The following is a 19,478-nucleotide window of genomic DNA, read 5'->3' as shown; positions in this document are numbered from 1 at the left end:
GGGGTGGGAATTTGGGACTAATATCATGGCTCGTAAATAGAATCAGTGGAGATCCTGAACCAACAGAGTTAGAGATTGAAGAATTTTTTAATCTGCAGGCAGAGCTTGTAATAAGAAATCTTGCCTTTTACTCAGCTATTAACCTGATTGCAAATTCTATCAGTAAGTGTGAATTTAAAACCTACCTGCGAGGCAAAGAGATTAAGGACAAGGAATATTACCTGTTTAATGTTGAGCCGAATAGGAATCAAAACTCAAGCCAGTTTATCCAGAAGTGGATAACCAAGCTTTATGAAAATAACGAATGCCTAATTATCAGCGATGCAAACGGTCAGTTATTGGTAGCGGATACATTCAGTAAAACTGAATACGCCTTATTCGACTACCAGTTTAGCCAGGTATCAGTTGATAATTTTACGTTCAACAAGACTTTCAGCATGAAAGATGTTTTGTATTTCAAGCTAAATAACCAGGATATCCGCAAGCTTATTAATGGCATGTATGAAAGCTACGGTAAACTTATTTCTTACGGCCAAAAAAGCTACCAAAAATCACGTGGTAGTAGAGGTATTTTGGATGTCGGTGCCGTTGCTCAAGGGAAACCAAATTTCCATGAGACTTTCAGTAAGCTCATGAATGAACGCTTTAAGACTTTTTTTAATGCTGAAAATGCGGTGTTACCGTTGTTTGACGGTTATACCTATACGGACCTGGGTTCCAAAACCTACAGTAACGAAGGAACCAGGGACATCAAGGCCATGATTGATGATATATACGACTTTACTGCTCGTGCATTTCGTATACCGCCGGTGTTGCTAAAGGGTGATATTGCTAACATTGAGGATGCAGTAAATAACTATCTAACATTTTGCATTGACCCTCTAACTGACATGATGCAAGAAGAAGTTAACCGAAAGCGGAATGGGTTTGAAGGGTTTAAGCAAGGCACGTTCTTGAAAATTAATACGAAATCAATTAAGCATGTTGACCTGCTGAATGTGGCTACAGCCATTGATAAACTAATTTCTTCCGGTGCTTTTTGCATTAACGATATTCGAATGCTGGTTGGAGATGAACCAATTGACGAACCATGGGCTTGGCAGCATTGGATGACCAAGAACTATTCTTCGGTGGAGGATTTACTAAAAGTACTCAATGGAGGGGGTGAAGCAAGTTGAAAAGGACTTGGGAACTAAAGCAAGCAGCTACTCCTGATACCTTAGAAATGTATATTTACGGGGATGTCAAAAGCGACTATTTTGATTGGTGGACATGGGATATGGTTGAAAGTGAAACCTCTGCAAACCACTTCAGGAATGAGCTTGCCAAATATCCGGATGTTAAAGAGATCAAGATTTTCATTAACAGTTATGGTGGTAGCGTGTTCGAAGGGACTGCAATCTATAGCCAGTTAAGGAGGCACCCTGCACAAAAGACAGTTTACATTGACGGCTTTGCCTGTTCTGTGGCCTCCGTCATAGCAATGGCAGGTGACCGAGTGATTATGCCTAAAAACACCATGATGATGATCCACAATGCATGGAATATTGTGGCCGGAAATGCCACCCAACTAAGGAAGGCAGCAGACGACCTGGATACCATCATGGCTGGCAACCGGCAATCTTACCTCCAGAAATCAAATGGCAAAATAACCGAAGAAAAACTCATTGAATTATTGGATGCCGAGACATGGTTAACGGCTGAACAGTGTATTGAATATGGTTTTGCCGATGAGTTGTTGGAGAAAGATGCTGACCTGACCGAAGCTAAACAACTTCTTCAAAAAATGAACAAAACGCTGGAGCAGCAATTAAGTTATAACAGAGCTATAGCGGTTCAGTTCAGGGAATTGGCTAAGGAACCAATTCAGAAGACACCGCCTAGCGAACCACCACCGGAACCGCCAAAAGAAAATAAAACCATAAAATTTATGGCGGCATTGTTCCGCTAATTTTTATTTAAAGAAGGGAGAAAGCGATGAGAAACCTTGATTTATTACAGGCCAAGAAAGCAGAAATCATGAACAAGCTTAACCAGGCCATCAAAGACGGTAACGAGGAAGCTTTTGCCCAGGCTTTTACCGAGTTCACCGAAACCATCCAAGAGGCTGTCATGGATGAAGCCAAAGGGCTAGTGCAGGCTGCTGATGCCAATGTACTGGTAGGACGTGGAGTAAGACAACTGACATCGGAAGAAAACAACTACTTCCAGAAGGTTATCGAGGCTATGCGGACAAGCAATCCTCAGCAAGCTCTTACCGATCTGGACGTGGTTATGCCGAAAACTGTTATTGATGCAGTATTCGATGACTTAGTTGAAACCCATCCCTTGCTCGATGCGATCAATTTCCAAAATACTAGCGGATTGATTGAATATCTAGTTAACGCCAATGGTTCTGAATTAGCATCCTGGGGAACTCTTACATCCACTATCGTCAAAGAGCTAACCTCTGGATTTAAGAAAATCAATATGAGCTTCCATAAGTTATCTGCTTTCCTGCCAGTAGCTAAGTCCATGCTGGATCTTGGTCCAACCTGGTTAGACAGATATGTTAGAGCAATCCTAGGCGAGGCTTTGGCTAACGGACTTGAAGAGGGCATTATTAACGGTACAGGTAAGGATATGCCTATTGGCATGAATCGACAGGTAGGTGAAGGCGTAACTGTTACCGATGGTGTGTATCCTTTGAAGGATACTGTGGCTGTCACAAGCCTTGATCCAGTTTCTTATGGTCAATTAATCTCTGGCATGGCTGTTGGCCCTAATGGAAAAACACGGGTTGTAAGAAGCGTTATTATGATTGTCAACCCTGTTGACTATTTACAAAAGGTTATGCCAGCTACTACTATCCGTGGGGCCGATGGAGCCTATGTAAACAATGTGTTACCTTTCCCCACGACAATTATTCAATCAACTCAGATTGCACAGGGTAAAGCAATATTTGGTTTAGGTAATCGCTATTTTATGGGTATCGGGACAGCCAAGTCAGGTAAAATCGAATACTCTGACGAGTACAAATTCCTCGAGGATGAAAGAGTATATCTCGTTAAGCTGTATGGCCATGGGGAACCGTTGGATAATACAGCTTTTGTTTATGCTAATATTTCCGGATTACAACCTGCAGTACATGAAGTTGTTGTAACAAATACTGTAAATACCCATGAGGTAGTTTAATTGGGGTGATATGGATGGCATTGCCAGAAGGATTACTGGAGGCTGTTAAAAACTACCTCGACATCACATGGGAAGATCCTGCCGGAGATGAAAAACTCTCCGGCATTATTGCCCGTGGCATTAAGTATGTTGATGGAATCGCCGGGGCAGAAATGGATTACACCGTAGAAGACAAGCCCCGGGAGTTGCTCTTTGACTATTGCCGTTACGCTCGTTCCAATGCTCTGGATGAATTCCAGAAAAACTATCTCCATGAACTGCTAACCTTGCAGCTTAACCAGGAGGTGGCTTCCTATGAAGCAGCAAACACAGACATTCAATGATGGCATTGTGAACATTTACAGTGTTGGCAACATAGCTCAACTAGGCAATATGCCGAAAGAAGGACTGACCTTAAAGGTCGGTCCTTTGAGGTATAAAGAGCGTACCGTAGGCATGGGCCGGTTCTGGACGGCTATGCAAGCCCAGACCAGAATTGACCAGGTAATCCGGGTGCCGCAGATACGTAGCGTATCCACCCAAGATATAGCCGTTTTGATGGATGGTAAACAGTATGAAATTAAGCAAATTCAGTACCAGGAGGATGTAGAACCGCCGGTCATGGACCTATCTCTCGAGAGATTGGAGGCCGATTATGAGTTTGGTTAATTTGCGTGACTTACTGCTTACTGTAACCCCAAATGTGTATCACTACCATGCTCATAAAAAACATGATAGTTATATCGTGTGGTCTGAATACGGCACCCAGGGTTTAAATGCTGACAGTGAAATACAGGAAATATCGTGGCGTGTTCAGGTTGATTTTTTTACAAAAACTGAATTCGACCCAAACGTTGAAAAGATAAGCTCGTTACTTGACCGTGAGGACATATCATTTAGCTATTTAGTAGATTATGAGCAAGATACCGGTTATGTCCATCATATTTGGGATTGCGAGGTGGCATGATGGCTCGGTTTAACACTTCCGGATTAGATGATTTAATCAATGATGTCATCCGCCTCGGTGACGCTGGTAAAGAAGTCGGCGACAAAATGTTGATAGCCGCTGCAGTCGAAGTAAAAGAGGCTTGGAAGGACAGTGCCCAAAGGCACAACTTAAAAGATACTGGAGATATGATTAATTCAATCGGTTATCCACGCCAGCCTAAAAATGTTGGGGATGTTCGCACAATCGATATTTATCCCAAGGGAAAAGATCGAAAGGGAGTAATGAACGCTGAAAAGGCGTTTATTTTGCATTATGGTTCATCCTCTATAAAGCCGACGCATTGGGTTGATGAAGCAGACGAGGCAGCTGCCCCCCAAGTGCAGGAAGCAATGGAAAAAGTTTTTGATAATTTCATGAACGGAAGGGAATGATTGATAAATGGCATACATCGGACTAAAACATCCGGTCTTTGCGCCGATTGTATCGGAACCGGCTAATGGTCTACCAACCTATGGAACCGGGCTAGTTGTAGGTCGTGCAATTGCTGCAAACGTCTCAATCGAGCTATCTGATAGCAAATTACCAGCTGACGATACAATCGTTGAGATTGATAACAGTTTTATTTCCGGAACAATTACAACTGGTATTGATGACCTTTCGGATGAGGCGTTAAAAATTTGGCTAGGGCAGCAAGCTGCTACTTTGAATGGAGTGGCTACTATCAGATCAGCTGCAAGCTATGAAGCACCCAATGGAGGTTTTGGTTATTACCGGGTCCGGAAAAAGAATGGTGTACGCTCATACAGGGCCTACTGGTATTACAAAACCAAATGGGGTATGCCATCCGAAGATGCTTCCACAAAACCAGATGGAGCTATTGAGTGGCAAACACCGGAAGTGCAAGGCACTATCATGGCTACACAGGATAGTGTAAATTCATGGCGTGATCAGGCAACTTTTTCAACGGAAGCAGAGGCTGTTGCATGGTTAAATGAACTGGCCAATATTGGGGAACCGGCAGACAAAGCTAATCTTAATGCAACCATTGCGAGTGCTCAGGCTCTTGACCCAGAAACTTATACTTCAGTATCTTGGGTGGATGTTGCAAATGCTCTTAGCGATGCTGTTGCTGTGGCTGCTATGGAAAGCCCATCACAGACCAGAGTTGATGATACAAAGAGCCTGCTCGAGACTGCCGTGGCTGCATTGGTGCCCCGGGTTTAACGAGGTGATGGAATGTTTGAAAGCGATAGAAAAATAACAATCAGAAATAAAACATACCCTCTTTTGTTTAATGTGATTGCCTTGAAAGAAGTATGTGAGAGGTACGGCGGAGTTGAAAAACTCGGGGAAAAACTTCAAGAGGACTATAAAAAAGCTATTAGCGAATATGCCTGGGTTATTTCTTTGTTAATTCGTCAGGGCCTTGCACTTAAGAATTTTGAGGAAGACACGAATGAGAAAGCACCGACCCCAGAACAGCTTGAGATAATTATGACTCCGAAGGAACTATTCAGCCAGCAGCCAACGATAATTGGCGCAATAAATGATGGCATGGACTCCGGAGAACAAGAAGAAACAGAAGAAGTTGACGAAGTGCTTGAAGAGGTACTAGCCTCAAAAAACGGGAAGGGCGCAGAGGGCAAATAGATCCTTTGCGCCTTGTTTTTTTAGGCATACGCTGTGGGTTAAGTGAGAAACAGGCTTGGCTAACTACACCCGGGCGTATAGTTAGGTTTTGGAAATGGACCCGTGGATATGACGAATACCTGCACTGGATACCAAAGAAAAAGCAACGGGAGGTGGAGTAAATGAAGCGTGAAATCAAAACTACGCTTGCACTTGACGGCGAGAAGAAGTTTAAACAGGAACTGCAAAATGCAAGCAGACAACTCAGAGTTCTTGGCAGCGAAATGAAGGCTAACACTGCAGCATTTAAGGGCAATGAGGATTCGCTAGAAGCGCTTACCTCCCGCGGCAATATTTACAGAAAACAGGTAGAGCAACAAAAAGAAATAGTTGCTGCTCTTGCAAGGGCCGTTGAGGAAAGTGCCCAGAAGTATGGTGACGCCGATAGACGTACTGATGAATACAGAATCAAGCTGAACAATGCTACTGCAGCTCTAAGTAGAATGGAAAGCGAGCTAAAGCAAAATAGCCAGGCAATAACTGAATTTGGTAATAATGCTGATAAATCATTGGATAATTTTAAGAACTCTTTGCAAAACACTGGGGATAGGCTAAAAGGCATTGGTCAATCAATGTCTGTGGCTTTTACTGCTCCTCTTGTAGGTGGTTTCTTTGCTGTCACCCAGGGTACGAAGGAGCTACGCGGAGATCTTGCTGTATTGGAAACTAACGCTCAGATAGCAGGCCAGAACATGGGTATTCTAAATGATGCTCTTGTCAAACTGCAGGCAGTTACCGGAGAGACTGACTCTAACATAGAAGGTTTATCCGAGTTGCTTGCCACTGGATTTAGAGATGAGCAATTAACTCAGTTGCTTGATTCACTATACGGAGCAGCCATCAAGTTTAAAGACACCATGAAATTCGAGGGTATCTCCGACGGACTCCAAGAAACGCTGGCTACAGGTGCAGCTGTTGGTCCATTTGCTGAGTTATTAGAACGGTCAGGCATTGCACTGGACGGATTTAACGATGGGTTGACAGAAGCCATAGCAAAAGGTACACAGGAACAATATGTATTAGACGTGCTCGCCAAGACAGGCCTTGCTAAAACATATGAAGCCTACCGGAAAAACAACGAGGAAATGGTCAAAGCAGAAGAAGCCAATTTTCGCATGCAGCAGTCTATGGCTAAGCTTGGGGCCTCTTTGGAGCCTTTGCTAACACCAATAATTAATAAAATTACCGAACTAGTTAACAAATTTAACGAGGCTGATCCTGCAACGCAAAAAATAATACTTACTATTGGTGGCGTTGCCGCAGCCGCAGGCCCAACACTTGTTGCTGTAGGTAGTATGGCAACTGGATTTTCATCGGTAGTCGGGATTGCAGGAAAACTAGTTCCGAAGTTGAAAATATTTGCCGTTGGCATGGGCCCAGTAGGTATTGCCATAGCCGCTGTAACAACAGCAGGTGTGCTGCTCTATAAAAACTGGGACACTATTTCTGCGAAAGCGGGAGAATTAAAAGATAATACTGTTGCAAAATTTGAAGAGATAAAAACAGCCATAACCAATAAGGTTAACCTGGCTAAGACTAATGCGACAGCAGCAATAGACGGCACTAAGGCGATGTTTTCAGCAAAAATAACAGAGATTCAGTCAGGCGTAAACAATAAGTTTGAAGCCATCAGGTCTGGGATAACAAATAAAATCGATGCCGCAAAGGATTCAGTCGGTAGAGCAATTAACGAGATGAAAGGATTTTTTAACTTTAATTGGTCACTACCGAAAATTAAGCTACCACATTTTAATATCTCTGGTAGTTTTAGTTTGAATCCACCGAGGGTTCCTAGTTTTGGTGTTAATTGGTATGCTAAGGGTGGTATATTTGATGAACCTTCGATTATCGGTGTGGGCGAGGCTGGCAAGGAGGTAGTTGCCCCTGTAGATAAGCTGGTAGATATTATAAGGAATGCCTTTAAAGGTGAGAGAGCCGCAGTGGTAGGCGGTGGCGATGTGATCGTCCAGCAGATGATCGTGAGAAACGACAATGACATAACCAGAATAGCACGGCAATTGTTCTACCTACAACAGGGCAAAACGAGGGGGCTGGGGCTAAAATGAGGGGCTTCAGCTTTAAAGGTCGCCACTGCAGCGAATATGGTGTAATCATGCGATCTAAAAATAGGCCAATTCTCTCTGGGGTTAATGATTCTTATTTACAGATACCAGGGAGACACGGGACATATTTATTTGGGGGTGAATTGGCAGATCGGACAATTGATCTCGAATGTGCTATCCTGGCCGGTTCCCTGCCTGACCTCAGGTCTAAGTTTAGGGAAATATCATCCTGGTTGTACTCACCAAAACGCGAAAATCTGGTTTTTGATGATGAGCTAGATAAGTATTATTTAGCAAAACTAGACGGGCAAATTGATGTAGAACAAGCACGAGCTACAGGAAAATTTGATCTAAAGTTTAGGTGTGAACCATTAGCTTACGGTGGAGACATTGAAAATTTATTTATTAATGACCAGGTTACTGTTTTTAACCAAGGAACATATGAGGCTTTACCGTTATTTCAGTCAACTTTTATTCAACCAGCGACTGAATGGCGGGTAAATAAAGCAACAGAGTATATTAGAGTCGTTAGAGGTTTTGCCCCTGGTGATGTACTGGAGGTAAACTGTGCCACCGGTGCAATATTACTAAACAGCGTAAGGATACTGGAGAGCCTAGACTGGCAGAACAGTATCTTTTTTGCTTTCCCGCCTGGTGAGCATACCTTGAATATCGCGCCTGCAGGAGTATGCAATACTAAAATAATTTATAAGCCGAGGTGGTTGTAATGAACTCGGTAGTCATTGAAGCAAGCAAAAACAGTGTGATCATAGAGGCTGTTGATATTGAAACTATAATTCACTTTCTGACCTCATCATTGGTGATGGAGGAACATAAGGAAGTGATTGAATGACGTTCACTATTAAACGTAATGACACAAGGACTGCCCTAAAGGCGAAATTAATAAATAGATCAGGGAACCCGGTAGAACTTGCGGGTGCGACGGTAAGGTTTGTAATGAACAATGGGATTAGTAGAGATGCGTTAATTATTGACGAACCAAACGGGGAAGTTTTATTCGTTTTTCGCCCAGGTGACACAAGTCATTCCGGTATCTATAAGGCAGAATTTAGAGTTACCTACCCAGACGGAAACAGAGAGACGTTTCCAAATAACGGGCATATTCCGGTATATATTTACCCTAACCTAGGAGAGTGATAAAAAATGACTTGGGATACTAAACCTATCAAACGCTCCCAGGGAGACCCCGTGCCCCAGGGGTTTGACCCTACACTAGATGAATACCAGGTTGCGCATATTACTAAAAATGCACTCTGGCAAGCGTTGGTTGATCCTAACACTGGTCAGTTTATCGGTATTACCGATGGAAAAATAAACATCCGGGCAAGTGAGATTGAAATTATCCTGGCAAGTTTAGCCACTGCAGCTAATCAAGCTATCATTATTAGTCACGTAGATGGCGTAGAAACAGCCTTAACCACGCTCAATGAGTATGTTGACCAGTTAGAAACAATTTTAACAGCAATGAAAGAAACAGCTGGCATCAAGAAAATTACAGATGCTGTGGATGTTGCAGACAGATCAGAACGAGCACTGGGAAATGTTACGGTAAACAACTCAGCTTTGCCGACCGGCGCTGCTACCAGTGCCAAACAGGATTCTATTATTAGCAATATCGATGAGTTAGAGACGATCCTGAAGGCCATCCGCGATACCAGCGGCATTAAGAAAATTACCGATGCTGTAGATATCTCTGATAGAGCCGCCAGAGCTCTAGGTAAAATTGCAGCTGATGATGCAGCCTTGACACAGTTAGGAGCCATGGCAGCGGCAGCTGTGACGGATCCGACTGCAGCCGCAACTGTTATTGCATTGTTAAAAGGTATACTAAAGCAACTCCAAACCGGCCCCAATGTTATGCAACTCTCGGGTAGTAGTCTTGAAATATATAAAGCTACTGTAGACGAAAGACCAGAAGCAAATACCGTACCTGTTGGTTGTGTATTTATGGCCGTTCAAACCCAAGAGATGTGGCAATCAGACGGTACTAATTGGGTGGTGATTTAAGGTGAGTTTAATTGATTTAGCAAGAGCCAAGGGATATACAAACGAACAACTAAACAAAAACAACAATAACAACCAACCGACACAAACATTAACTTTTGACGGTGGTATATATTCTGTTCCAAGCAATATCGTTAATGGGCAAATTAGCGATATTCGCCTTTTGGGAAATACCCGGACAAACTTATTTAAAAAATTAGACACGATGCCAGCGAATGTGACTTATAACCCTACTACAGACGAATATGTGTGTAGCGTAGGTGGTACTGGAAACATAATTACTCCAAACATCAATATTAAACCAAATACTGCATATTTAATAAGTTTTGATATTAAATGTAGTGAGGTATATACTCCAGCGAACAAAGCCGAATGCTTTAGAGTTGATGATATTGCTAGTGGTACTTGGATAGATGGTTTATTTTCACAAATTGGTACATCTTATGCTAGGTTAACTTTTTCTATTCCAAGCACTAATACTGCAACCGGTTTAAGATTTGTGTTACGAAATGCAGTTAACAAAAGTTTAACAATCAAAAATATAATGCTCGAAGAAGGAACAGAATTAAAGCCTTACATCACTACAGGCACTAAATCTACAGTTAGCAACATTCGGTTAGTTAGTTTTAAAAACTTATTTAACAGATTTCAAAACCTTATTATTGGCTATTACCTAAGCAGCACTGGTAATATATCAGCGTCACCAAGCGGTGAAAATCAATTTGTTTCAGACTATATAAAAGTAGATAGTAGTACAGCGTATATTATTTCAAATACCGCCGCCGAGGAAAATTATATTCGTATTGGCTACTATGATACAAATAAAAATTTTATTAAAAGAGATATTACAGGAACAAAAGCAACAGAATTTACATTTACAACTCCAAGCACTGCTCAATATATTCGTGTATCACAAGAAGTTGGGACGGAAAAAACGACACTACTTGAAAAAGGCACAGTAAAGACGGAATTAAAAGAATCAATGGTTTACATTTCCGCAGGTGGCGAACTCCGAAGTGTCGGTATCGCTAAAGATGAAGTTAATGCAACCAGTGGTGAGAAGGTTCAGAGGGTTAGTGATGATAAATTATTAACTCAAATATCATCTTATTTAGATGGAACTGTAGCAAGAAGAAATATAATTGACACAACGGGTTTAGCATTACCGGCAGATAACTCAACTTTACCACAAACAACAAGATTAATTGATAAAAACACTGGTAGTGCTTTAGACAGAACAGACAGTGTTAATTGGGACACTACAGGAGGAATAGGGAAATACTACATTTCGTCAACGGGTGTATTATATATAATATCTGCTGTTGGTGTATCTCCGGCAATCAATCATGCACTAACTTATCAATTAATGCAAAATACAGTTACAAAAATACCACAACAACCACCTTTACAGGTATTTGAAGGTGGTTCTATTTATGTCGAGCCTGTTGGTGATTTGGCTGAAACTACATTACCTACAGTAGAAATTACTGCACCTATTGGACAATCAAACAACTTTGGTGTTGCTACACATGATTATCAAGTCGCCGCCGCAGATTGGGTTTTGAGTGGTTCGGAAGCTAAAAGTACACTGCTAATTGCTACTAATGCAGGTGGCACAGCAAATATAATTGCACCTGATAGACCGGGACTTTTTTATGTAGTAAATAACATATCTGGTCAAACAATGACTATTAAAAAATCTGGTGGTACAGGGGTTGCTATAGCAACAGGTAAGACAGCACTTGTTATGCATAACGGTACTAATTTTATAAAAATTACTGGGGAGGTATAAGGTTATGATTATTGATAAGAAAATTACATTTGAGGTAACAGAAATAACCGACAAAGGAAGTACGGTATTGCTAAAATTTATTCCAACCATGCCGGAAGGAACTACTTGGGATTCTCCTAGCGATCCTTTGTTTGTGACTGTACCTAAAGATCAGAATATTTTATCTGTAGGTGATGTTTTTGATGGGCCGGTAATTGCGCAGTATGACGATGGAGTAGTTGAGTAGTTATAGCACTATCGGGTAAGCGAGAGTTAGATAAAAGAAGGATCACCAAGAAACATTTCGGTCAAAAAATATTAAAAAAGTTTTCGACAAACGTTATTAAGTTATCTAACTCTCGAAAATTAAGAAGGTTGATTTTAAGCCATTCTTCCGTGTCGAAAATCACCCGATAGTTCGATAAGGCGTGAATTTGACTAGTTATCTCGGTTGGAGTATCTTATTTGTAAGAACCTTCCCCGGGGTTTGGTTCCATCTTACGGAGGTGGAGCTAAAGTGAAAACACTAAAAGAAAGTTTAAAAGAGTTTGTTTGTTTAAGAGTAAATGATGCTGCTTGCATCGAAGCCATGCATGATCAAGACCATGTTAAGTATGTACAGCAACTAAGTAGTCTTTTCAACCAGATAAAAGGCCTATTAGGTAAGGATTACAAACTTATCATTGAATATGAAACAACTGTAATATCGCTTAATAGCCTTGTAGCTGAGTATGCTTACAAAAGAGGCGTCAAAGACGGCTTCTCAATAAACAAAGAACTAGCATCATAACTTACAAGCCTGGGATTTTTCCCGGGCTTGTGCTATTTGGTGGTGAAAATTATGCTTTACGTGTTTAACTCAAACGAACAGCTGTTGGCCATCTACAAACCAGACACTGACCAAACCCATGCACCAGGTACCAGTCTTGATTACTTCATAGCAGCTAACCACGTCCTTCCCTATGGTCGTGAGCAGGTTGCCGGTTGCCAATATTATGATGCTATCCACCCAGAGCAGATAAATGGTGAGAATGTATTTGATTTTGCAGTACCAGCAGACCACAGTTCATCCCAATACGTTGTCGAGGGAAACCTGGTGGCCTTCCGGGACATCGATAATTATTGGCAATTCTTTGAGATCAAGAGGGTTTTAGATATCCACGGGGCCGGTGGTCTTGTCAGGACTGCCCACTGTGAGCATGTGGTTTACGAACTCCTGGATGACATCGTTACTGACCTACGGCCAACCGAGTGTAGTGCATACACTGCCTTAAACACGGCCCTCACCGGTACAAGATGGCAGGCTGGTATTGTTGATGATCTGGGGATAAACTCAACCAATTTTTATTACGAAAGTGCTCTGGCCGCAGTGCAAAAAGTAGCCCAGGTCTGGGGCGGCGAGATAAAAATTAGGCTAGATGTTACCGGCGGTGTAATCGCTAATCGGTACATTGATTTAAGGGCCCGCCGTGGAATGGACACCGGTAAGCAGTTTGCCTATGCCAAGGATATCGACGGTATAGAGCGGGAAGCTGATATCACAGAGGTTGTTACAGCTCTCTACGGACGAGGCAAAGGAGTAGAGATCGAGGAAACAGGCGGTCATGGTCGGAGGCTTACCTTTGCTGATGTGGCATGGTCAGTAGCTAATGGTGACCCTGTAGATAAGACGGCTGGTCAAGAGTGGGTTGGTGATCCGGATGCATTGGTGCAATGGGGCCGGAGTGGTCGTCATCGGTTCTCAGCATTTGAGGACGATGAAGAAACTGATCCTGCTGTTTTGCTCCGTAAGACATGGGATGAACTGCAGCAGCGGAAAACGCCCAGGGTAACATATAAACTGACCGTTATCGAATTGGAGCGACTAACTGGCTACGAACATGAAAAGGTAAGGCTAGGGGATACGGTAAGGGTAATTGACCGAAAGTTTAGCCCACCTTTGTTGGTGTCTGCCCGGGTAATTGAGCTCAAGAGGGACCTTATTAGGCCAGAGAATACTGAGATCACACTTGGAAACTTCATGCCTACCCTGGCTGACGGAGTTATTAACTTGCAGAAGATTAGCCAAAAGGTTAGAGATCGTGCAGGGGTATGGGATCGAGGCAACCAGTTTAATGCCGATGGCACTCTTAATACCAGTTGGCTAAACGGTATTATCAGTACACTGCAAAACGAGGTACTGGCCGGTAATGGGACGGTTACCATCACCGAAAACAACGGTATCTTAATTGTGGACCATCCTACAGCACCTACCAAGGCTTTGAGGTTGCTTGGTGGAGTTTTGGCCATTGCCAATAGTAAAAACGAGCAAGGGGAATGGAACTGGCGCACCTTCGGTAATGGCGATGGGTTTACTGCAGATGAAATTAACGCCGGTCAGATCCGGGCAGAGGTACTGACCATTGGTCCAGGGACAACGTTTGAGGACGGCTATGATCCGAGTGTTGCGAATGATAACGCCACAGCAGCGCAAACGGTAGCGTCCCAGGCGGCATCAGATGCAGCGGCAGCCAGTACAGCCGCCAGCAATGCACAAACGTCTGTAAATAATCATGCTAATCAATCAAGTCCGCATAATTTACCAAGTTATGTTGTTTTAACAAATCAGGGGGTTAAGGTTTTTGACAACCTTAATGCTTTACGTGTATTTCTTGGACAATATGCTACTGGTAAATATGGATTACAAATATTTAATGGTGAGATATACTCAACATCAATCAAATCGGGTAACCCTGGTGATAACAGTTATACTTATATCGGGACTGGGTTTTCACCATTCTCTATTATTCAAAACAGAAATGAGGCGCTTTCTATTTGGGTGATGGATAATGGAGGAATGATGCAGTTCTACGATTCGGCGGCTGATGATATGCGTGGTCAGATTTTAGCAATGAATGATGCAGGTGGCCAAGGCCTAAGGATAATGGGACGCAAAAATTCCGGTTTCGGATGCCCGGTAGAAATTGCAGCATGGGGACAAACAATTAATTTAGACAGTGACAGCGTATATGTGCAGGGTGACCTCTATACGTGGGGTAGTAAGGATGCAGTACAACTCACTGAAAGCTATGGGGCAGTTCACTTCTCTGCGACAGAGGCATTAGAAGCAAGGTTTACAGAGAATGGTATCTCAGAGATAGTAGATGGACAATGTAAAATTGAATTGCCTGCCATTTACCTTGAGAGTGTGGAGCCCAACTCCGTTTATGAATGGGTAATAGATATAACTCCTTATTATCGGGATTGTTTGTTTGTCACCGAAATTACAGACACATATTTCATTGTAAGTGGGGTAGGATCTGGTAGATTTGCTTGGACGGTCAGTGCTGTACGGAGAGGATTCAAAAGGTTTGAATCTGGGAGCATTGATGATGTGTTAAATGACAACTGGGAGGATGAAGTGATATGAAAAAAATCCACCTAGATGAAAGCGGAAATATTGTTCAGACGAATTTGCTTGTAGACGTAGCTAAGATAAAGGGAAAGGAACTTAATAAGCAAAAGAGGGAAGTTGATGCCAAAAGGGTAAGTTTGTTAGCGGAAGGGGTTCCGGAAAATGAACTGCCATCAATGCCTACGGAATCTGATATAGATGGAGTTAATGAGGCGAAAAAAGCACTAAAAAGAGAATTACATGTAATTGTTGAGCAGGTTAAAAGCCTGAAAGCCAGAGCATTTGAGATTAAAGAAATATTAGCCATGTTGGATAGTGCCACCTAACTAGGTGGTTATTTTTATGCCCTTCGGGGTGAGGCAAATGTTACCGGGAGGTGTGGGGGGAAATTGGGGGAATCGGATGTTCAGAGTATTAGAGAAGACTTGAGGGAGGTTAAGAAAGCCCTGTCTGAACTGACAGCGGCTATGGCAGACCTCCGTGTCCAGGTGGCTGGTAACTATGTGACTAAGGTTGATTTTCTCAAGTGCCAAGAATGCGCCGAGAAAAGGATAGTCAAACTTCACGACCGTATTGAGCAGCACGAATTGCAAGATAAGGCCGATCGGTGGAAGCTGGCTGGCCTAGTGGCAACAGTAACAGGCATTGTTCTGAGTGTAATACAGTGGATAGCTAGCCTGTATAGGAGTGGCGGTCAGTCATGAGTTTTTTCCACCGCCTTGAAAAATTTAGCTTTAAGGATTTTACAGCCATCTTTTATCATGGGCTGTTTTTCTTTTTGCTCTATAAATACCTAGATGGTAATGACAGAGCAGAGGCTTTACTAGTTTATGTGGCTCCGATTGTGGGTGCTATTATCACATATTACTTTGCCACCGAAGGCGCTACATTGTATTTCAACCGAAAGAAAGGAGAAGGAGAAAATGAAACGAATTGTCCTTGATCCGGGGCATGGGGGAGCAGATCCAGGAGCAGTTGGAAACGGATTGTTAGAAAAACAAGTTACGTGGATGCTGGCTAACAAGGTCAAAGAAAAGCTAAAGCGCATGAAAGCTGAAGTAATTATCGTTCAGCCAAGTTGCGGGAATCCCAGAAGCACAAAGGATGATGAACTGTACCTGCCGCCCAGGGATGCTAATCGGTTGGGGGCCGATTTTTATCTTTCCATTCATGTTAACGCTGGAGGCGGTACTGGCTTTGAATCCTTTGTGCATCAAAACAGCCAGGGCAAGGATACTGATAAGTTGAGGAACGTTCTTCACCGTCAGGTCATGGCCTACTTAGCTAAGTATGGGATAGTTGACAGGGGCAAGAAGTACGCAAACTTTGCGGTATTACGGTTAACCAATATGCCAGCGGTATTGATAGAGTGTTTGTTTATTGATAACGCCAAAGATGCGGTACTATTAAAAGACCAATCTTTTATTGACGGGTTAGCCAATGAAATCGCCTATGGGTTAATTGTTGCACTAGGGCTGCAGAGGGGGTAACGATATGGATATTCGTCCATTTGTTGAAAGGTTAAAATCGAGGAAGTTTATCATGGCACTGGTAGCGGCTGCAGTTGCCGGTACCAAGGTTTATTATCCGGATCTACCGGAGGATGCTATTTATACCGTGGTTGGGGCCCTTATGGGCTATGTAGCCGTGGAGGGTGCCGTGGATGCGGCGGCACAGTTAGCAAAGTGGGCGGCTGAGAGGAATAAAAATATTTCTAATGATGCAAAATAAACCAAGTTATAATTTACGCGGATTTTATTGATATTGGCCCTGTGTCCTTCGGGATGCAGGGCTTTTTTATTTTTTCGTAACATCTATGTAATATTCTGGCTGTACAATAACTAAAAAGCGAGGTGCAAATAATGAAAATAACCATATATGGAGACGTTACCAAAGCAGAAATTGATAGCATAGTGGCTGAGGAAAAGGAACGCTTTGCAGCCAGGGGTAAGGAGATAGCTACTATTGAAATATCAGTAGTAGGGCAGGAAGAACTAGAAATCAAAACTTGGGCAAAATCTGATATTCGCCGAGTTAGGAGAATCACTGGGTACCTCAGTACAGTGGACAGGTTTAATGATGCAAAGCAAGAAGAGCTTGGTGATAGAGTAGTACATAGTTAGTTGTGGCCCCGGGGAAACCTGGGGCTTTTTCTGCTTTGATTAGATAACTATTACAGGAGGCCTATTGCGATTTATGACACATATTGTCGTAGTGTATACAAATAATTTTAAGGGAGTTCATGATTTTTTATAGAATTTTATTTAAAAACTACCATAGTATCTAGAAGGGAGATATAATATGGAAAAGAAGCCTATGTATTACAGCAATTTGGCACAAATTAAAGGTACTTCTTCCGTTGATTTTAAAATAGCTTTTGGGGTAAAAAAAGATGTTAATAAACCTATAAATGAGGATGATATTGACTTTTACCTTCACACAAGTCCACAGCATTTAAAATCACTTGTGTTATTATTAACTGAACATTTAAGGATATATGAAACGGTCTTTGGAGTTATAAACTTGGAGCCTCAGCAGTCAGGATTACAAGAATTACAAGGTAAGATCCAAGTTGTGAAAGAATCATGATTTTTTCAGCCGATGATCCATTTGAAAGATCAATAATCCTAAAAAATGGTACTTGGGAATATAAAATATTACCAAACCATCCAGAGGTTAAGCCATACTTAATTCAGCTTAAAAATCTCATAGAAAACCCATACTATATAGTAAAAGATATGGTTCAAATGGATAAAGAACAGAAAGCAGTTCATCCAACGAGAGAAGAATATATTGATGTGATTCCAAATAAATCTACAGGATTTGTGATGATAAAGGCTATAGTTGATCATAACACAAATCCGTCAGAGATTGTTACTGCTTTAATTTCTAGTAAGGTAAGAGGATTAACGTCAGAAGGAGGTTTCGTCTATGTTCGGTCTGAGGAAACTGATGATAAAAAGAAAACCGAATAAGTTACAGGTTACTTATGACCGAGAATATGACATTCTCTATGTTTCTGTAGGAGATCCTGTTCCTTCGTATTCTGACGAAGAAGGTTTAAAGGGATTGTATATCAGAAGATCAATGGATTCCGATAAGGTAACTGGAGTTACCATAATGGATTATTCCAAAAGAAATAAGATATCCCTTACTAAGTACAGCCCTTTAAAAATTGATTTTAGTAGTCTGAATTATTGATCTGCCCACCCACCCGGTGGGTTTTCTATTTTTAGGCACAAAAAATGGGCTTTCAAGCCCAAAAGCATAGAGGATAATCGGAGGAGACGGGGTCTAATCGTTCCTCTTAATATTCCCGGTTAATAAGTTAGCACATATGTCGCACTTTGTAAATATCTATCGAAATACGAATCTTGTATGGGCGAGGAGTATAGAACGGAGTAGTAAAGTTATCCACATTTTCCACAGGGTTGTGGATATGTCAACAAGCGACAATCTATGCTAAAGGATAATATTGTGTAACAACGTATATTATCTTTGAGGTGGGAGTATGAAACTGAGGAATAAGCTTAAGCACTGGCGGCACAGAAAAGAGATGGAACAGAAAGAGTTTGCTGCTTTTCTTGGCTATGACCTTTCAACGTATAATAGATGGGAGCGGCAAGCAGTTCAACCCAACTTGATTACAACATGGGTGATATCTAAAAAACTAGGTATACATATGGATGAACTTTTTGAAGAGGTAGAGGAATAATCTACCTCTTATTTTTTTGCCCATTCACTAGACAGGACAAGCAAGTTATTAGGGTTAGGTGCATATCTATTAAACATAAAACAATCCATAAAACATTACGTAAAGCCATACGGAGTACTGGTTTTACGGATAAGGACCGCCAGACTGCATTATGACTGATGCGAACACGGAAGTTAAGGGGGGCGGGTAAAAAATAGTTCGAAAGAAACGGGAGGGGGAAAGTAAAAAATCATACAAAATAAGCAGAAGGGAGGGGGAACTGTGGGGGAAGTCTTTTATCAACTAATTATCTTACTTGGTTGTGGCTATGTTTTTTGGATGATAGTGAAGTGTGCAGGTAACAAAGTAATAGCAGAGTTAATAAAGTTTGCAACGTTCATTGGTGCTGCTTTCTACGTTGTTAGTTGGGTAATAGCTGCATTTACTACCCTTAATGATAAGTGCAATAACTGGTTCAAAATATTTTAGGAGGGGATTTGATGGGCAGCTTAATCAAAGAGGTTTTGGGACCTGGTGGTATTGGGTGGGTGCTTACTCAGCTATTGATCTTAGGTATTGGCACCGGTATCCTTTGTTTCCTGTTGGATGCTTTTCCTGGTACTCTAAAACGGTTCTCTACTTATATTAAGTATGTTGCCATGATGCTTGGTGTTATCGTTGTTCTTCGGGTTGTCCTGGACCTTTTCCGTGAGGTCGGCAAGGTAATGGGGGTGTAATAT

30 protein-coding genes are annotated in these 19,478 nt (G+C 42.0%); all 30 read left to right on the top strand.

What is annotated here, in order from left to right:
- Positions 1 to 11: 11 nt before the first annotated feature.
- The 30 genes from DRED_RS13925 (at position 12) to DRED_RS13785 (ending at position 19,475) form a co-directional block, all read left to right on the top strand.
- On the top strand, positions 12 to 1,178 hold the full coding sequence (locus DRED_RS13925) for a phage portal protein (protein WP_011878914.1): 1,167 nt from the start codon (positions 12 to 14) through the stop codon (positions 1,176 to 1,178).
- Positions 1,175 to 1,951, top strand: a complete 777-nt coding sequence (locus DRED_RS13920; protein WP_011878913.1) for a head maturation protease, ClpP-related — start codon at positions 1,175 to 1,177, stop codon at positions 1,949 to 1,951. Before DRED_RS13925 ends, DRED_RS13920 begins: the two co-directional genes overlap by 4 nt.
- A gap of 26 nt (positions 1,952 to 1,977) precedes the next feature.
- Positions 1,978 to 3,174, top strand: a complete 1,197-nt coding sequence (locus DRED_RS13915) for a phage major capsid protein (protein WP_011878912.1) — start codon at positions 1,978 to 1,980, stop codon at positions 3,172 to 3,174.
- A gap of 14 nt (positions 3,175 to 3,188) precedes the next feature.
- Entirely contained in the window at positions 3,189 to 3,497 is a 309-nt protein-coding gene (locus DRED_RS13910) for a hypothetical protein (protein WP_011878911.1), read from the top strand.
- Positions 3,469 to 3,822, top strand: coding sequence for a hypothetical protein (locus tag DRED_RS13905; RefSeq protein WP_011878910.1), 354 nt, complete (start codon positions 3,469 to 3,471; stop codon positions 3,820 to 3,822). Before DRED_RS13910 ends, DRED_RS13905 begins: the two co-directional genes overlap by 29 nt.
- A complete protein-coding gene (locus DRED_RS13900) occupies positions 3,809 to 4,120 on the top strand; it encodes a hypothetical protein (RefSeq protein WP_041274641.1) in 312 nt (103 codons plus the stop codon). The genes DRED_RS13905 and DRED_RS13900 overlap by 14 nt, the downstream gene beginning before the upstream one ends.
- A complete protein-coding gene (locus tag DRED_RS13895; RefSeq protein ID WP_011878909.1) occupies positions 4,117 to 4,533 on the top strand; it encodes an HK97 gp10 family phage protein in 417 nt (138 codons plus the stop codon). Before DRED_RS13900 ends, DRED_RS13895 begins: the two co-directional genes overlap by 4 nt.
- Positions 4,534 to 4,540: 7 nt before the next feature.
- Entirely contained in the window at positions 4,541 to 5,326 is a 786-nt protein-coding gene (locus DRED_RS13890; RefSeq protein ID WP_011878908.1) for a major tail protein, read from the top strand.
- A 12-nt stretch (positions 5,327 to 5,338) separates the two neighbouring features.
- The gene (locus tag DRED_RS13885) at positions 5,339 to 5,752 is read left to right on the top strand and encodes a hypothetical protein (RefSeq protein WP_011878907.1); all 414 of its coding nucleotides are present in this window, start codon (positions 5,339 to 5,341) and stop codon (positions 5,750 to 5,752) included.
- A 161-nt stretch (positions 5,753 to 5,913) separates the two neighbouring features.
- Entirely contained in the window at positions 5,914 to 7,857 is a 1,944-nt protein-coding gene (locus DRED_RS13880; protein ID WP_011878906.1) for a hypothetical protein, read from the top strand.
- On the top strand, positions 7,854 to 8,582 hold the full coding sequence (locus DRED_RS13875; protein ID WP_011878905.1) for a distal tail protein Dit: 729 nt from the start codon (positions 7,854 to 7,856) through the stop codon (positions 8,580 to 8,582). The genes DRED_RS13880 and DRED_RS13875 overlap by 4 nt, the downstream gene beginning before the upstream one ends.
- On the top strand, positions 8,582 to 8,707 hold the full coding sequence (locus tag DRED_RS19625) for a hypothetical protein (protein ID WP_274376895.1): 126 nt from the start codon (positions 8,582 to 8,584) through the stop codon (positions 8,705 to 8,707). Before DRED_RS13875 ends, DRED_RS19625 begins: the two co-directional genes overlap by 1 nt.
- Complete coding sequence (locus tag DRED_RS13870; protein WP_041274639.1) at positions 8,704 to 9,012, top strand: BppU family phage baseplate upper protein; 309 nt, start codon at positions 8,704 to 8,706, stop codon at positions 9,010 to 9,012. The genes DRED_RS19625 and DRED_RS13870 overlap by 4 nt, the downstream gene beginning before the upstream one ends.
- Positions 9,013 to 9,018: 6 nt before the next feature.
- Positions 9,019 to 9,882: a hypothetical protein gene (locus DRED_RS13865; RefSeq protein ID WP_011878904.1), complete on the top strand. Its 864-nt coding sequence runs from the start codon at positions 9,019 to 9,021 to the stop codon at positions 9,880 to 9,882.
- Between the two features lies 1 nt (position 9,883).
- A complete protein-coding gene (locus DRED_RS13860; RefSeq protein WP_011878903.1) occupies positions 9,884 to 11,671 on the top strand; it encodes a hypothetical protein in 1,788 nt (595 codons plus the stop codon).
- A 4-nt stretch (positions 11,672 to 11,675) separates the two neighbouring features.
- On the top strand, positions 11,676 to 11,897 hold the full coding sequence (locus DRED_RS13855; RefSeq protein WP_041274638.1) for a hypothetical protein: 222 nt from the start codon (positions 11,676 to 11,678) through the stop codon (positions 11,895 to 11,897).
- A gap of 270 nt (positions 11,898 to 12,167) precedes the next feature.
- On the top strand, positions 12,168 to 12,440 hold the full coding sequence (locus tag DRED_RS13850; protein ID WP_041274637.1) for a hypothetical protein: 273 nt from the start codon (positions 12,168 to 12,170) through the stop codon (positions 12,438 to 12,440).
- Between the two features lie 51 nt (positions 12,441 to 12,491).
- A complete protein-coding gene (locus DRED_RS13845) occupies positions 12,492 to 15,059 on the top strand; it encodes a phage tail spike protein (RefSeq protein WP_011878901.1) in 2,568 nt (855 codons plus the stop codon).
- Entirely contained in the window at positions 15,056 to 15,370 is a 315-nt protein-coding gene (locus DRED_RS13840; RefSeq protein WP_011878900.1) for a hypothetical protein, read from the top strand. Before DRED_RS13845 ends, DRED_RS13840 begins: the two co-directional genes overlap by 4 nt.
- Before the next feature lie 63 nt (positions 15,371 to 15,433).
- Entirely contained in the window at positions 15,434 to 15,748 is a 315-nt protein-coding gene (locus DRED_RS13835; protein ID WP_011878899.1) for a hypothetical protein, read from the top strand.
- A complete protein-coding gene (locus DRED_RS13830; RefSeq protein ID WP_011878898.1) occupies positions 15,745 to 15,987 on the top strand; it encodes a hypothetical protein in 243 nt (80 codons plus the stop codon). The genes DRED_RS13835 and DRED_RS13830 overlap by 4 nt, the downstream gene beginning before the upstream one ends.
- The gene (locus DRED_RS13825; RefSeq protein ID WP_011878897.1) at positions 15,968 to 16,534 is read left to right on the top strand and encodes an N-acetylmuramoyl-L-alanine amidase family protein; all 567 of its coding nucleotides are present in this window, start codon (positions 15,968 to 15,970) and stop codon (positions 16,532 to 16,534) included. Before DRED_RS13830 ends, DRED_RS13825 begins: the two co-directional genes overlap by 20 nt.
- Before the next feature lie 4 nt (positions 16,535 to 16,538).
- Positions 16,539 to 16,775: a hypothetical protein gene (locus tag DRED_RS13820; RefSeq protein WP_011878896.1), complete on the top strand. Its 237-nt coding sequence runs from the start codon at positions 16,539 to 16,541 to the stop codon at positions 16,773 to 16,775.
- A gap of 131 nt (positions 16,776 to 16,906) precedes the next feature.
- Positions 16,907 to 17,167: an anaerobic ribonucleoside-triphosphate reductase gene (gene nrdD / locus DRED_RS13815; protein WP_011878895.1), complete on the top strand. Its 261-nt coding sequence runs from the start codon at positions 16,907 to 16,909 to the stop codon at positions 17,165 to 17,167.
- A gap of 178 nt (positions 17,168 to 17,345) precedes the next feature.
- Complete coding sequence (locus DRED_RS13810) at positions 17,346 to 17,633, top strand: DUF3467 domain-containing protein (RefSeq protein ID WP_011878894.1); 288 nt, start codon at positions 17,346 to 17,348, stop codon at positions 17,631 to 17,633.
- Entirely contained in the window at positions 17,630 to 18,019 is a 390-nt protein-coding gene (locus DRED_RS13805; RefSeq protein ID WP_011878893.1) for a hypothetical protein, read from the top strand. The genes DRED_RS13810 and DRED_RS13805 overlap by 4 nt, the downstream gene beginning before the upstream one ends.
- On the top strand, positions 17,976 to 18,245 hold the full coding sequence (locus DRED_RS13800; protein WP_156779667.1) for a DUF2283 domain-containing protein: 270 nt from the start codon (positions 17,976 to 17,978) through the stop codon (positions 18,243 to 18,245). The genes DRED_RS13805 and DRED_RS13800 overlap by 44 nt, the downstream gene beginning before the upstream one ends.
- A gap of 310 nt (positions 18,246 to 18,555) precedes the next feature.
- Positions 18,556 to 18,759, top strand: coding sequence for a helix-turn-helix domain-containing protein (locus DRED_RS13795; RefSeq protein ID WP_041274635.1), 204 nt, complete (start codon positions 18,556 to 18,558; stop codon positions 18,757 to 18,759).
- 261 nt (positions 18,760 to 19,020) lie between these two features.
- Entirely contained in the window at positions 19,021 to 19,227 is a 207-nt protein-coding gene (locus DRED_RS13790) for a hypothetical protein (RefSeq protein WP_041274634.1), read from the top strand.
- Positions 19,228 to 19,238: 11 nt separating this feature from the next.
- Positions 19,239 to 19,475 (top strand): hypothetical protein, encoded by a 237-nt coding sequence (locus tag DRED_RS13785; RefSeq protein ID WP_041274633.1) that lies wholly within the window; start codon positions 19,239 to 19,241, stop codon positions 19,473 to 19,475.
- Positions 19,476 to 19,478 lie beyond the last annotated feature (3 nt).

The sequence above is a fragment of the Desulforamulus reducens MI-1 genome (assembly GCF_000016165.1).
Taxonomy (GTDB): Bacteria; Bacillota; Desulfotomaculia; order Desulfotomaculales; family Desulfotomaculaceae; genus Desulfotomaculum; species Desulfotomaculum reducens.
The sequence above is the reverse complement of the archived record's forward strand: the minus strand, read 5'-3'. Positions and strand labels throughout refer to the sequence as shown.